We start from the raw sequence: 12297 nt of genomic DNA, 5'->3' as shown, positions 1-12297 counted from the left end.
CACGAGGCCGGGAATGACGACAGTCATAGTCTGCCTTAGCTAACCTTCGACGTTGACGATTAGCTGAAACGCAAGGTGACTGTCGTCATTCCCGGCCTCGTGAGCGACCGAAGGGAGCGGAGAGTGTCGGGAATCCATGCCTCGATGGTGATGATATCAAAGTCTCAACAGAATTTATCGTCGGTAGGTGCGGGAGCCTCTTCGATCCAAACGTCGATGTGTATGAAAGTGTTGGCTTTCCTCGCTCGGGCTTTGGAGGGGCGCAACTCACCAAGCCTTTGGACCACAAGCGGTTTCGATGCTGGCCAGCATCCCATAACGACGCCGAATCGTCGGTTTCCTGCTAACGGCTGACACCCGCCGCCTGCATTTTTCGGGCGGTTTTGCGGGGCGCCGATGGCAACACAGGTCAGGCATCCGATCTGGCTTCCCGCCGTGCGTCCGCCCGGCGCGCGGACCTTTGCCAGCCTCTATGCGGTGGAATCCTTCGCCCGTGCCACGGTCTCCAGCGTCATCCCGATACAGGCCTACGAAATCCTGGCCAGCAAGCAGGGCGTTTCGATCCTCTACACAATCGTCGCGCTGCTCGGCCTATCGGCCACATTGTTCATGCCGATGATCATCGGACTGTTATCGCGGCGCTGGGTCTACACGATCGGCACGTGTTTCCTGGCGCTGGGTTCGGCGCTGTTCGTCACCCACACGCTGGCCGGGCAGGTCGGCGGCATGCTGCTGCGTGTCATGGGCGCCAGCGCGCTGGCGATCACGCTCAACCTCTACATCATGGACCACATCCGCAAGGCCGACGTGATGCAGTCCGAATCGATGCGCATGGCCTGGTCGATGGTGGCGTGGACCGGCGGGCCGACGCTCGGCGTCTTTCTCTACACGCGCTTCGGCATCGTCGCGCCACATCTGGTGGTCGTGGCCTTCGCGCTGACGCTGATGGTGCTTTTCTGGTATTTCCGGCTGTCTGATAATGCCGTGATCCGCCCCGGCAGGACGAGGGCCACCAATCCACTCAGCAATATCGGCCGCTTCGTGGCGCAACCGCGGCTGAGACTCGCCTGGCTGATCGCCTTCGGCCGCTCCTGTTTCTGGACGACCTTTTTCGTCTACGCGCCGATCCTGATGGTGGCGACGGGGCAGGGCGAGCTTGCCGGCGGGCTGCTGGTGTCGGCCGGCAATGCGGTGTTGTTCACGGCGATCTGGTGGGGACGTCTCGGCCGGCGTTTTGGCGCGCGCAACACCATGGCGGCAAGCTTTTTCGCGCTGTCGGTAGCGCTGTGGCTGGCTGGTCTGTGCGGTGAAGGCTTTCCGCTCGCCGCCGGCCTGCTGCTGCTGGTCGCGTCCTTCTTCGCCGTGGCGCTTGATGCGCTGGGCTCGACGCCCTTCATCCGCTCGGTGCGCGCCTATGAACGGCCGCAGATGACGGCGGTCTACCGCACCTATCTGGATTTTTCCGAACTGCTGCCGCCGCTCGTCTATTCGATCGTGCTGGCCTTCGGCGGCCTCGGCGCGGTTTTCGCCACGCTCGGCGTCTTTACCGCCATTTGCGGCCTGATCGTCTGGCGGTATCTGCCGAAATCTATGTAGCCGCCCGGCGGTGGGCGTCGCGCACCCAATCGTGGAAGCGATGCAGGTCGTATTCCTCTGGCATCAGCACGCCGGCGCGATGCGGCCGCGCGCGCAGGCCGCGCTGGTTGACCTCGCAGATCGCGGCATCCTCCTCCAGAACCGTCCTGCCGAAGGCGACGATGTTGTCGATGTCCTTGGTTGCTTCTGCCAGCGCTTCGGGCAGGAACAGCCATTCGGAGGTCAGTTCCGTCCTTTCCGGCCCGAGGGGTACGAGGCGGACGGTTCTGACATAGTCGACATGGCCGACGATGAACATGGAGGGAAGATTCATCGCATAGTTCTGGCCGGCGGCGCGCTCCTGGTCGCTGAGACCGGTGAAACGATGCGCCAGCGCCGTGCCGTCTTCCGACCAGGTCTCGGCGCCCTGGCGCAGGCCTCCGGAAAATTGCGGCTCGTCATTGTCGGCGTGCAGCGCCCATTCCGGATCGTCGTGCCGGGCCATCAGGCCGCGCCCGTAGATCGGGACCAGCGCCGACAAATGTTTATGCACGCCAGGGCAATGCAGGCATTCGTTGAAGTTTTCCCAGAAGATTTTCCAGTTGCAGTCCATCACCTTGGTCAGCACATGGCCGGTCACTAGATTCTCCAACGGCCAGTTGGAAAGGTCGGCCGAATCGCGGTCGAAGGTAGTGGCCGGCGTGCCGACCGGATCGTCCGCAAGATTGATGAAGACGAAGCCGCGCCAGACGGAAAGGGCTACGGAGTAAAGCGGATAGTCGGCCTTGTCGAAGCCGGCCGGCAGCGATTTCGACGGCACGCGCACGAGGTCGCCGCGCAACGAATAGGACCAGGCGTGATAGGGGCAGGTGAGCAGCCGCGCCTTCAGCCGGCCTTCCGTCTCGCGGCAAAGCTGCGAGCCGCGATGCCGGCAGGTGTTGTGGAAAGCGCGCAGCTCGCCCCGGTCGTCGTGCAGCACCAGCACCTGCTGGGAGCCCAGCGTGAACACGCGGTATGCAAGCGGCTGTGCTAGGTCGGCCTCGCGGCAGACCATGACCCAGTTGCGATACCAGATCGCCTCCATGTCCCGCTCGAATTCGGCGGTTTCCCAATAGGCGGAGGATGGCAAGGTGGCTTCGGCCGTGGTCAGGCCGTTGTAGGGATCGCTCTGTGCCGATTCAGGGTTCATGGCGCTCTCCGATCGCTTGAGCGGATACCTCGCATCGGGCTTTGTCAACCACTGGCGCGTAGCTTGATGTTTTGCCGGAGGACCTTCGGCAGACGAGCGCAAGGAGTACGTCGATGCCGCGGATGTACAGGGTCACGATTGAATGTCTTGAGGTTCCTGACCAAATCGGGCCGGAAGGCTCGATCGATATCGAGTAGGAGTTTCGCGAACACCGCCCATGGCACATGGACCCGAAATGCACGTTCTCCAACGGCATCATGACACTTAGCGCGACGAATGATTTCGACGGCGATGGACGCGCATTGCTGGACGAATTTTGGGATTGCCTTGCGGCCTATGTCGGCGTGCATGGCGAGATGAAGATTGTCTCGGTCGAGGAGATTTTAGGTCGCGGCTCATGACGCAAACGACGTGGAATGCGCCGGGAATTGGTTTGCCGAATGAAGCGATTACGCCTATGGTGCTGGCGTCGTCGGTTCCGATGGGAACCAAGAGGGAATGCGGTGCGGGCTGTTTGTCCAATGCCGCGGCTGCCCCCGCAACTGTAAGCGGCGAGCCCACCCCGAATGCCACTGAGGTTTGTCCTCGGGAAGGCGGGGTCGGGCGAGAACCCGTGAGCCAGGAGACCTGCCGGCGACAGGTTTGGATCAATGGCCCTCGGGTGGAGGGCGGAAGGATATGGAATGAACACGGCTTCGACCTCTCTCGGCGTACAGGTCTCGGCATCGTCGCGCGCGATGCAACTGGCGCTGGCTGCACTCCTCGGCATCTTTATCGTCGGCTTCGTCGGCTTCTCGCATGTGGAGGCCGCGCACAACGCGGCTCATGATTATCGCCATTCGATGGCGTTTCCCTGCCACTGACGAGGATTTGACATGAGCATCTTTCGCAACGTCGTGTTCATCGCGGCGATCGCGGGGCTGTTGGCAAGCCTCGTGATGGCCGCAATGCAATCCTTCGCCACCGATCCGCTGATCCTGAAGGCGGAAACGTATGAAAACGCCGCCGAACCGGCTCACGACCATGGCGCGCCGGCGGCCGACGCCACCGCGCCGGCCTCCAGCGAGGCGGCTCCCGCAGTCGCTGCGCATGAACACGAGCATGACGAGGAAGGTTGGGCGCCCGCCGACGGTTTCGAGCGTTTCGCGTTCAACGTGCTTGCCAATCTCGTCAGCGGCTTTGGTTTCGCACTGATCCTGGTTGCCGTTTCGGAGTTTGCAGGCGGCATCTCGGGCTGGCGCTCCGGCGTGCTTTGGGGTTTTGCCGGCTTTGCCGTGTTCACGCTCGCTCCCGGGCTCGGCCTGCCGCCGGAACTGCCGGCCATGCCCACCGCCGATCTTGGCGCGCGCCAGGTCTGGTGGATCGCCACCGTCGTCGCCACGGCGGCGGGGCTGGCGCTGATTGCCTTCCGGGGAACGGTTGTGCTGTCGATCGTCGGCGTGGCGCTGATCGTCGCGCCGCATATCGTCGGCGCACCTCAGCCTATCAGCCACGAATCGCCGATCCCTGCTGATCTGCATCACCAGTTCGTGGTCGCTTCCACGGTCACCAACCTGATCTTCTGGGTGGTGCTCGGCGGTCTTGTCGGCGCGATCCGGACGCGGTTCTCCGGCTCCGCGGGTTCGCTGCGCAACCAGCTTGCCTGACAAGGCCTTGCTGACTTTCGTTCTCGGCGGCGCGCGCTCCGGCAAGAGTTCGCACGCCGAGACGCTGGTTACAGTCTATCCCGCGCCGTGGGTCTATATCGCCACGGCGCAGGCCTATGGCGACGAGATGCGGGAGCGTATCGCGCTGCATCGCGCCCGTCGGCTGGATGGATGGCAGACGGTGGAGGCGCCGCTTGATGTCGCCGACGCACTGGCCGCAGTGCCGGAGGGCAGGCCGGTCTTGCTCGATTGCCTGACGCTCTGGCTTTCCAACCACATGCTGGCCGAACATGAAGTCGAAACCGAGAGCCACCGGCTGGCCGATGTGCTTTCGCGCCCGCGCGGCCCCTGGTTTGTCGTGTCCAATGAGGTCGGGCTCGGCATCGTGCCGGACAATGCGCTGGCCCGAAAATTTCGCGACGCTGCGGGCAGGCTCAATCAGGCAGTAGCGGCTGTCTCCGACAGCGTTGTCTTCATGGTCGCCGGGCTGCCGATGCGGGTGAAATGAGATGAAGATCGTCGACGACGAGGAAGCGGCCCGCCACAAGGCCAAGATGGCCAAGCGCAAGGCTGTGCAGGATGCCGAGGTGGCTGGCAAGACCATCGAAAAGGGCCTGCTGATCGTCAACACCGGCCCTGGCAAAGGCAAGACGACGGCGGCCTTCGGGCTGGCGCTGCGCATGCTCGGCTACGGCAAACGGGTCGGCGTCGTGCAATTCGTCAAGGGCGCCTGGCATACGGGCGAACGCGCCGCCTTCGCCGCCTTTGGCGACAAGGTCGTCTGGCATTCGATGGGCGAGGGGTTTACCTGGGAGACGCAGGACCTGAAACGGGATGTCGCGGCCGCCGAGGCGGCATGGGCGAAGGCGCTCGAACTGATGGCCGATCCGTCGATCAGCCTGATCGTGCTCGATGAGTTAAACATCGCGCTGCGCTACGACTATCTTGACCTCGAAGCGGTCGTCGCTACGCTGACGAACCGCCGCGAGGGCCTGCACGTCGTGGTGACCGGCCGCAATGCAAAACCGGCGCTGGTCGAGGCCGCCGACCTAGTCACCGAGATGGGTGCGACGAAGCACCATTTTTCCGCTGGCGTGAAGGCGCAGCAGGGAATCGAGTTCTGAAACCCGGCGTCCCGCGGGTTTCGTAGATGAAATACCGGCCTTGGCGCGCGCTTGCTGGAAGCGGCAGTGGCGTGGCGCTGTCAAGTTGCAGCGGCAGATCCGACAGGACGATGGCGCCGGGGGCGAGCAGCGCGGGAAGATGGCGGCTGAGCACCGCACCTCTCACCAGATTCTCGGCGTCGTCATAAGTACCCATATCGGCATGCGCCAGCACGACCTTTCCCCGAAATCGCTCGGTGAAGGAGGGCAGCGTATCCGCGATGTCGCCCAGGACCAGCCGGTTGTCCGGAGGCGTGCAGTCGGCGATGCAGTCGACCTCGCGGTCGAAAACATAGATGTCGCGATCCGCCAGATGCTTTCGCAGATGGTCGTAGGTGCGGCCGTGGCCCAGCCCGAGTTCGAGCACGATTCCGGGAAACCCGGCGATTTCGCCAATGGCCCACCCCAAGCACGCACGCTGAGCCTCCAGCCTGAACAGCAGTTTGTCGAGGCGCGTCAGTTGATCTGTGGCGATCCGGTCAAGCATCATGCGGACCGAACAAAATTCGCGGCATTCGGTTCCGCTCAGGCGAAAGGCAACCGTTATCGGACGCGAATAGGGCAGGACAACCGCACCGTCTAACCGATTGTGATCATTGCCACAGCGACTGCTCCGGTCAGCGCAATCAGCAGCGCATCGGCGGTCCAATGAAGTCGTAGCGCCCGACGAATGTCTGCGGCGGTCGCCTCGCGGCGGCCGCCTTCGCCCATGAAGGCGTCTTCGACCATGACGCCGCCATAGGCACGCGGGCCGTTGAGCGCCAGCCCCAGGGCGCCGGCCATCGCCGCCTCCGGCCAGCCGGCATTGGGCGAGCGGTGTTTTTTGGCGTCGCGCAGCACGGCGCGCCAGGCAGCGCCGGGGCTGGCGCCGGGAACGAGGCAGGCGGCGGCCACCAGCAGCAGGGCAGTCAGGCGCGAGGCGGGCAGGTTGATGAGATCGTCGAAGCGCGCCGCCGCCCAGCCGAAGGCAAGATGCTTTGGCGTGCGGTGGCCGATCATCGAATCGGCGGTGTTGGCGGCCTTATAGGCGACGCCGCCGGCCAATCCGCCGACGGAGAGCCAGAAGGCCGGCGCGACGATGCCGTCGGAGAAATTCTCCGCAAGGCTTTCGATCGCGGCGCGGCAGATGGCCGCTTCGTCGAGTTTTTCCGGGTCGCGGCCAACAATCATCGACACGGCCTTGCGGCCGGCAGGTAGCCCTTCGCGATCAAGGGCTTCAACGACGGCCTTGACGTGGCTGGCGAGGCTGCGCTGAGCCAACAGGGTGCTTGCGAGGATCGCTGTGATCAAGATGTCGAAGGGCAGGGCGCCGAGGAAAGATTCCAGGATCAAGGCGATCCCGGCGGGGATGCCGACCAGCAGAATCAAGGCGATACAGCCCAGAATGCGACGGGTCGTGTCGGAGGCGGTCGGGCGGTTGAGCGTCCGTTCGAGCAGAGAAATCAGATGGCCGATCCAGATCACCGGATGGCCGATTGCGCGCACGAGACGGTCGGGATAACCGAAGGCGAGTTCCACCAGAAGCGACAGGAAGGCGAGCGGAGCGGACATGGCGCCTGCGGGAAAGATCGAAGCGGTGGACGACCACGGCGGCAGCCTGGGCCGGGCGCGGGCGCTGTTTCCGCAGGCCCCTCAACCCTTTATCGACCTTTCGACCGGGATCAATCCGCACTCCTATCCGCTTTTCGACCTGCCCGCCACCGCCTTTGCCCGGCTGCCGGAGCCGGGCCGGGCCAGGGATCTGCGTGAGGTTGCCGCGCAAGCCTATGGCGCGCCGGCCGCCCCGAATGTTGTGGCGGCGCCGGGGACGCAAATCCTACTGCCGCGGGTGATGGCGCTGGTGTCTCCGGGGCGGGCGAAGGTGTTGGGACCGACTTACGCGGAACACGCGCGGACGGCAGCGTTAGCTGGGCATACTGTCGAAGAAGTAAGTGATTTCAAGGATTTGGCTAACGCGGATGTCGCAGTGGTGGTCAATCCGAACAATCCGGACGGTCGGATCACAACACGAGCGGCACTGCTTGATCTGGCGGACGGACTGGGCCGGAGAGGTGGTTTGCTTGTGGTCGACGAGGCTTTCATGGATGTCGGGCCGATGCGCGAAAGCCTTGCCGGCGACGTTGCGCGACCCGGTCTCATCGTGCTGAAATCATTTGGAAAATTCTTCGGGCTGGCCGGCGTGCGGCTGGGATTTGCGGCTGCCGAACACGGGCTTGCGGCAAGGCTCGAAGCCGAGCTTGGGCCGTGGGCGGTCAGCGGCCCGGCGCTGGAGATCGGAATCCGCGCGCTTGCTGACGAAGCGTGGCAGGAGGAGATGCGTAGCCGGCTTGCAGGCGAATCCGAAAGGTTGGATAAACTGTTGGAAATGTTTGGTTTGTGGGTCGCCGGCGGGACCTCGCTCTACCGGTTCTTCGAGACTCCAACGGCGTCGGAACTGTTCGAAGTGCTTGGCCGGAATGGCATCCTGCTCCGCAATTTCAGTTGGAGCAAATCGGCGCTGCGGTGCGGGCTGCCGGCCGACGAGGCGTCCTGGAGCCGGCTGGAACAGGCGCTGGTAATTTGGAAGAATGGAAAGCATTTCAAGGGGTTGGCGTCATGATCTATGTGTGTTCGCTGGCACGGATTGAGGAAACGGTTTCGAGGACCGGCGCCGAATGGATGCTTTCGCTGCTGTCGGAAGGCACGATGGTGACGCGGCCGGCCTCGATCCAGGAGGACCGGCACTTGCATATCAAGATGCATGACATTGCCGAGGCGCAGGAGGGGATGACGCTGCCCGCCGAGGAGCACGTTCGCTCGCTGATCGATTTCGGTCATGCGTGGGACCAGCGCAAGCCATTGATCGTGCATTGTTTTGCTGGCATCAGCCGGTCGACGGCGAGCGCCTACATCATCGCGGCGGCACTTGCGCCCGAGCGTGACGAGGCGGAACTCGCGGCGACGCTGCGAAAGCTATCACCGTCGGCGACGCCCAATCCGCGGTTGATTGCGCTGGCGGATCAAATGCTTGGGCGGGAGAACCGGATGGTCGAGGCGATCCGCTCGATTGGGCGGGGTGCAGATGCTTATGAGGGCGTTCCGTTCGGGCTGGCGATCGATATTTGAGGCCGCCCGCACAGCGCCATAGCTGCTACGCGTCCTAGGTCATGTCTCTAAAGCAATGCCTTTCCAATGGTTTGCGGTCGGGACATCGGGTTTTTTCCGGAACAAGCCGGACATTCCCCCTTACAGGCCGGACATTTTGGCCGTTTTCGGCCCCCAGGCCGACGAGCGAGGTTCGAGGCCTGACCGAAGGCTCATGAAATATAGGTGTTCAGCGAAGCCTTTTGAACATCGGTTAGAAGGCGGATAAAACCGTCGGCCTGATGCACGGCGGTGAGGCGGCCTTTTTCGGCGGTGGCGATCGAGGCGTCGCCGACCACGCCGTGCGGGTTCAGGTCGGTGGCGATCCAGGCGAAGGCGTGGGTGCCGGTGTGGCGCAGCAAATCGAAGTCTTTCTCGGCGCGGGCGACGTTGGAGACGAAATTCTGCGCCTTCGACATGTCGACGAGGTCCGGCCGGAAGTGGAGCATCAGCGAGGTCTCGACATCACCGCCATGGATGCCGTGGCGGTCTTCGAGTTCGGTGTACATGCCGGCGGGCCGGCCGAATCGTTGCCAACTGGTCTTGACCGAAAGCATGCCGAAGCGGACCCGCAATTCGCGGGAGACGATCCCCATGATTTCCTCGTTGCCACCATGCGAGTTGACGAAGACGATCTTTTTCACGCCCGCGCGCGCGACCGAGGCGCCGAGTTCGGTCCATGCCTCGATCAGCACAGGGGCGGGGAGGGTGAGCGTGCCGGGCGCGTAGAGATGCTCGTTCGACTTGCCGACCGACTGCACCGGCAGGATGCGGATGTCGAGGTCTTCCGGCAGGCGGGCAATCACCGTCTCCAGCATGCCCTGCATGATGGTGGTGTCGGTGGAGACTGGCAGGTGCGGGCCATGCTGCTCGATGGCGGCTACGGGCAAGACGGCGATTGTCTTGTCCGGATCGATCGAGGCGTATTCGGTGGTGCGATAGTCTCCCCACCAAAGGCGTTTTGTCTCATTCATCGCGCCAAGCTCCGTCGGGTGCCGATCCCTGTTCGCATCAGGTCATATTTGAAGCCGGCAACTTTTGTAAGCGCCGCGAGTTTCGGAAGGAGACGCGTATGTCGATTGCGCTCACGGCAATTGGCCCAATACCATGTTCCCGGGAGGCGAAAATGGCAGTTATTTTGCTCGGTGCGCTGCTGGTCGTGGCGGGTGTCGTCTATATGGCGGGTGCCGCCATATGGCGCGGGCGGATGAGTGATGCGACGCCGGCGCGGTCTGGCGGTAGCGCGACCTTGGAGCCTGCTCATAGAGGCGTTAGATTCCTCGGCCTTGGCTCGAACTGGCCGGGTATTTTGATGATGGTCGTCGGCGCGATGCTGCTGCTGCTCGGCGGAATGGCCTTTTAGCCAGCCGCGATCACTTCCACCTCCACCTTGAATTCCGGCCGGGCGAAGCCGGAGACGATCATCAGCGTCGAGGCGGGGGCGGGGTTGGAGAACAGCCGGTCGCGGACATCCATGTAAGGGCGCAGATGAGCGCGGTCGGTGACGAAGGCGTTGATGCGTACGATGTCTTTCAGGCTGAGACCCGCCTCGGCCAGGATTGCCGCAATGTTGGCGAAGCACATCTCGGCCTGCGCGCCGGCATCTTCCGGAACCGAATCGTCCGCTGCGATGCCCAACTGGCCGGAGCAAAGCACCAGCCGCTTGCCGGGCGGCACCTCGACGCCATGGCTGTAGCGGGCGAAGGGCGGCTTGATGGTCTTGGGGGCGAGATGTCGCAAGATCTAGGTCCTCGTCTTTATACCATGCAAATTCGGTCGTTCCGTGGATCAAGTTGCTCGACCTTCGGTATTAGAGGCCGGTCGCCTGTTCCATCTGCTCGGGATAGCGCGTTCCCTCAATCGGAATCGAATTGGCGGCCGTGTCGATGTCGCGAAGATCCTCGGCGGAGAGCTGAAGCTCCAGCGCCTCCAGATTTTCCTCCAGGCGCGAAAGCTTCGTGGTGCCGGGAATGGGAACGATCCACGGTTTTTGCGCCAGCAGCCAGGCCAGGGCGACCTGCGCCGGGGTTGCGTTCTTGCGGGTGGCCACCGATGCAAGAAGATCGATAAGGGTCTGGTTCGCCTTCAGCGCCTGCGGCGTGAAACGCGGCAGTTTGCTGCGCATGTCGGCGGCATCGAAGGTGGTGCTGCCGTCCATCTTGCCGGTGAGGAAACCGCGGCCGAGCGGGCTGAAGGCGACAAGGCCGATACCAAGCTCCTCCAGCCCCTTCAGGATTTCGGGGCGCCGGGTCCACAGCGAACATTCGTTCTGCAGCGCGGCGACTGCCTGGACCGCGTGGGCGCGGCGAACTGTATTGAGACCGGCTTCGGACAGGCCGAAATGCCTGACCTTGCCTTGCTTGATCAGATCCTTGACCGTGCCGGCGACATCCTCGATCGGGACGTCCGGATCGACGCGATGCTGGTAGAAAAGGTCGATGACATCCGTTTTCAGGCGCCTGAGCGACGCGTCCGCAACCTCCCTGATGTGCTCCGGCCGACTGTCGACGCCGGAGTGCCGGTCGTCTCCGGCGATGCGGAAGCCGAATTTCGTGGCGATGATCACCTTGTCCCGCACTGGGGCGAGTGCGGCGCCCACCAGTTCCTCGTTGATGAAGGGACCATAGATCTCGGCCGTGTCGAAGAAATCAACGCCGAGGTCGACGGCCTTGCGCAGGAGTACGGTCATTTCGCGGACGTCCTTGGGCGGGCCGTAGGACGAACTCATGCCCATGCAGCCCAGCCCGATCGCCGAGACTTCGAGATTTCCGAGTTTGCGCTTTTGCATGGCGCCGTCCATTAGAGATAAATGTCGCGCGGGCAAGGTAGGGCCTTGCGCCATGATATTCCAGCCATGCGTGACCGTTTTGCCGGACCGGCCGATCGTCACCCCGCAGGGCTGAGCCGAGCGAGGCGCCCAGGCGTTTCGGCATCGTACTCGAGGATCCGCAAATTCTCGGCATCCGCCGGCGGAACGAAGTAGCGGGTGACCTCGTTGAAGAGCGTTTCCGGCACATGGCCGAAGTAAAGGCCTTCCGGCTTCGTCTCGTTGCGCTTGCGCAGGCGCGCCTTGCACGCTTCGTCGGTTGCGGTGATGACGTGCAACACGTGGTCCGCGCCGGCGCCTTCAAAGATGGAGCGCACCCATGCCCGGTCCTCCGGCGTATTGCCGGCGAAATCGAAGATGACCGGGATGCCCAATTCGAGCAGCCTTCCGGCATGCGGCTTCAATGCCGATTTCAGCCGTTGCGAATGATGAACAAAATCGCTGAGGCTATCGATCCGTGCATCGAGCAGCGTCAGCCATTCGTCCTCGCAGAAGAACACCGCCTTGTGTCGCACCGCCAGCTCGCGCCCCAGCGTCGTCTTGCCGGAGGCCGCTTTCCCACAAATGAAATGCAGGGTGCTCATTCGCCACGCATAGTCCGACCGCCCCGAGCGATCAATCCGTAGTTGCCTTCGCATTTGTGGCCGGCAACGGCTCATGGTTTTCGGTCATCCTCGGGCGCGCTCCCGCATGGACAGCGGCCTGTAAAATATGCACGATGCCCTCTTCAGAGGCATAGGCTGACGGGCGCGGTTTTTCGACGGACAGGTGGCG

16 protein-coding genes and 1 riboswitch are annotated in these 12297 nt (G+C 63.3%); of the genes, 9 read left to right on the top strand and 7 right to left on the bottom strand.

Annotation, left to right across the window (positions count from 1 at the left end):
- The first annotated feature begins 396 nt into the window (after window positions 1–396).
- Window positions 397–1596, top strand: a complete 1200-nt coding sequence (locus ACH196_RS29720; protein WP_396650462.1) for an MFS transporter — start codon at window positions 397–399, stop codon at window positions 1594–1596.
- On the opposite strand, the gene ACH196_RS29715 is transcribed toward ACH196_RS29720, so the two are convergent.
- Entirely contained in the window at window positions 1589–2764 is a 1176-nt protein-coding gene (locus tag ACH196_RS29715) for an aromatic ring-hydroxylating dioxygenase subunit alpha (protein ID WP_396650461.1), read from the bottom strand. The two genes, ACH196_RS29720 and ACH196_RS29715, sit on opposite strands and share 8 nt — an antisense overlap.
- Before the next feature lie 224 nt (window positions 2765–2988).
- Between ACH196_RS29715 and ACH196_RS29710 the strand changes: the two genes are divergently transcribed.
- The 5 genes from ACH196_RS29710 (at window position 2989) to cobO (ending at window position 5534) form a co-directional block, all read left to right on the top strand.
- Window positions 2989–3165, top strand: a complete 177-nt coding sequence (locus ACH196_RS29710; protein ID WP_396650460.1) for a hypothetical protein — start codon at window positions 2989–2991, stop codon at window positions 3163–3165.
- Window positions 3166–3220: 55 nt separating this feature from the next.
- Window positions 3221–3414, top strand: a riboswitch (cobalamin riboswitch).
- A 33-nt stretch (window positions 3415–3447) separates the two neighbouring features.
- On the top strand, window positions 3448–3627 hold the full coding sequence (locus ACH196_RS29705) for a CbtB domain-containing protein (RefSeq protein WP_396650459.1): 180 nt from the start codon (window positions 3448–3450) through the stop codon (window positions 3625–3627).
- 12 nt (window positions 3628–3639) lie between these two features.
- Window positions 3640–4410 (top strand): CbtA family protein, encoded by a 771-nt coding sequence (locus tag ACH196_RS29700; protein ID WP_396650458.1) that lies wholly within the window; start codon window positions 3640–3642, stop codon window positions 4408–4410.
- Window positions 4403–4918, top strand: a complete 516-nt coding sequence (cobU, locus tag ACH196_RS29695; RefSeq protein WP_396650457.1) for a bifunctional adenosylcobinamide kinase/adenosylcobinamide-phosphate guanylyltransferase — start codon at window positions 4403–4405, stop codon at window positions 4916–4918. The genes ACH196_RS29700 and cobU overlap by 8 nt, the downstream gene beginning before the upstream one ends.
- A gap of 1 nt (window position 4919) precedes the next feature.
- The gene (cobO, locus tag ACH196_RS29690; RefSeq protein ID WP_396650456.1) at window positions 4920–5534 is read left to right on the top strand and encodes a cob(I)yrinic acid a,c-diamide adenosyltransferase; all 615 of its coding nucleotides are present in this window, start codon (window positions 4920–4922) and stop codon (window positions 5532–5534) included.
- On the opposite strand, the gene ACH196_RS29685 is transcribed toward cobO, so the two are convergent.
- Window positions 5464–6060: a class I SAM-dependent methyltransferase gene (locus ACH196_RS29685; protein WP_396650455.1), complete on the bottom strand. Its 597-nt coding sequence runs from the start codon at window positions 6058–6060 to the stop codon at window positions 5464–5466. The two genes, cobO and ACH196_RS29685, sit on opposite strands and share 71 nt — an antisense overlap.
- A gap of 92 nt (window positions 6061–6152) precedes the next feature.
- Window positions 6153–7124, bottom strand: a complete 972-nt coding sequence (cbiB, locus tag ACH196_RS29680; protein ID WP_396650454.1) for an adenosylcobinamide-phosphate synthase CbiB — start codon at window positions 7122–7124, stop codon at window positions 6153–6155.
- Between cbiB and cobD the strand changes: the two genes are divergently transcribed.
- On the top strand, window positions 7123–8172 hold the full coding sequence (gene cobD, locus ACH196_RS29675) for a threonine-phosphate decarboxylase CobD (RefSeq protein ID WP_396650453.1): 1050 nt from the start codon (window positions 7123–7125) through the stop codon (window positions 8170–8172). The genes cbiB and cobD overlap by 2 nt on opposite strands.
- Window positions 8169–8678 carry a tyrosine phosphatase family protein gene (locus ACH196_RS29670; protein WP_396650452.1) on the top strand — a complete coding sequence of 170 codons (510 nt, stop codon included), beginning with the start codon at window positions 8169–8171 and terminating at the stop codon, window positions 8676–8678. The genes cobD and ACH196_RS29670 overlap by 4 nt, the downstream gene beginning before the upstream one ends.
- A gap of 191 nt (window positions 8679–8869) precedes the next feature.
- Here the strand turns inward: ACH196_RS29670 and ACH196_RS29665 are convergent, their stop codons facing one another.
- Window positions 8870–9670: a creatininase family protein gene (locus ACH196_RS29665; RefSeq protein ID WP_396650451.1), complete on the bottom strand. Its 801-nt coding sequence runs from the start codon at window positions 9668–9670 to the stop codon at window positions 8870–8872.
- 152 nt (window positions 9671–9822) lie between these two features.
- Here ACH196_RS29665 and ACH196_RS29660 point away from each other — a divergent pair, with 152 nt between their 5' ends.
- Window positions 9823–10059: a hypothetical protein gene (locus ACH196_RS29660; protein WP_396650450.1), complete on the top strand. Its 237-nt coding sequence runs from the start codon at window positions 9823–9825 to the stop codon at window positions 10057–10059.
- Here the strand turns inward: ACH196_RS29660 and ACH196_RS29655 are convergent.
- From ACH196_RS29655 to ACH196_RS29645, 3 genes are all read right to left on the bottom strand, one after another.
- Window positions 10056–10439, bottom strand: coding sequence for a RidA family protein (locus ACH196_RS29655; protein ID WP_396650463.1), 384 nt, complete (start codon window positions 10437–10439; stop codon window positions 10056–10058). The two genes, ACH196_RS29660 and ACH196_RS29655, sit on opposite strands and share 4 nt — an antisense overlap.
- 67 nt (window positions 10440–10506) lie before the next feature.
- Entirely contained in the window at window positions 10507–11484 is a 978-nt protein-coding gene (locus ACH196_RS29650) for an aldo/keto reductase (RefSeq protein ID WP_396650449.1), read from the bottom strand.
- A gap of 98 nt (window positions 11485–11582) precedes the next feature.
- Entirely contained in the window at window positions 11583–12182 is a 600-nt protein-coding gene (locus ACH196_RS29645; RefSeq protein WP_396650448.1) for an AAA family ATPase, read from the bottom strand.
- Between the last annotated feature and the right edge of the window lie 115 nt (window positions 12183–12297).

This window comes from Mesorhizobium sp. IMUNJ 23232 (assembly GCF_044326205.1).
GTDB lineage: Bacteria > Pseudomonadota > Alphaproteobacteria > Rhizobiales > Rhizobiaceae > Kumtagia.
The sequence above is the reverse complement of the archived record's forward strand: the minus strand, read 5'-3'. Positions and strand labels throughout refer to the sequence as shown.

Bases quoted from the DNA above. Each gene is read 5' to 3' on its own strand.
- ACH196_RS29720 (WP_396650462.1), top strand. From the start codon at position 397: ATGGCAACACAGGTCAGGCATCCGATCTGGCTTCCCGCCGTGCGTCCG.
- ACH196_RS29715 (WP_396650461.1), bottom strand. From the start codon at position 2,764: ATGAACCCTGAATCGGCACAGAGCGATCCCTACAACGGCCTGACCACG.
- ACH196_RS29710 (WP_396650460.1), top strand. From the start codon at position 2,989: ATGGACCCGAAATGCACGTTCTCCAACGGCATCATGACACTTAGCGCG.
- ACH196_RS29705 (WP_396650459.1), top strand. From the start codon at position 3,448: ATGAACACGGCTTCGACCTCTCTCGGCGTACAGGTCTCGGCATCGTCG.
- ACH196_RS29700 (WP_396650458.1), top strand. From the start codon at position 3,640: ATGAGCATCTTTCGCAACGTCGTGTTCATCGCGGCGATCGCGGGGCTG.
- cobO (WP_396650456.1), top strand. From the start codon at position 4,920: ATGAAGATCGTCGACGACGAGGAAGCGGCCCGCCACAAGGCCAAGATG.
- ACH196_RS29685 (WP_396650455.1), bottom strand. From the start codon at position 6,060: ATGCTTGACCGGATCGCCACAGATCAACTGACGCGCCTCGACAAACTG.
- cobD (WP_396650453.1), top strand. From the start codon at position 7,123: ATGGCGCCTGCGGGAAAGATCGAAGCGGTGGACGACCACGGCGGCAGC.
- cbiB (WP_396650454.1), bottom strand. From the start codon at position 7,124: ATGTCCGCTCCGCTCGCCTTCCTGTCGCTTCTGGTGGAACTCGCCTTC.
- ACH196_RS29670 (WP_396650452.1), top strand. From the start codon at position 8,169: ATGATCTATGTGTGTTCGCTGGCACGGATTGAGGAAACGGTTTCGAGG.
- ACH196_RS29665 (WP_396650451.1), bottom strand. From the start codon at position 9,670: ATGAATGAGACAAAACGCCTTTGGTGGGGAGACTATCGCACCACCGAA.
- ACH196_RS29660 (WP_396650450.1), top strand. From the start codon at position 9,823: ATGGCAGTTATTTTGCTCGGTGCGCTGCTGGTCGTGGCGGGTGTCGTC.
- ACH196_RS29650 (WP_396650449.1), bottom strand. From the start codon at position 11,484: ATGCAAAAGCGCAAACTCGGAAATCTCGAAGTCTCGGCGATCGGGCTG.
- ACH196_RS29645 (WP_396650448.1), bottom strand. From the start codon at position 12,182: ATGAGCCGTTGCCGGCCACAAATGCGAAGGCAACTACGGATTGATCGC.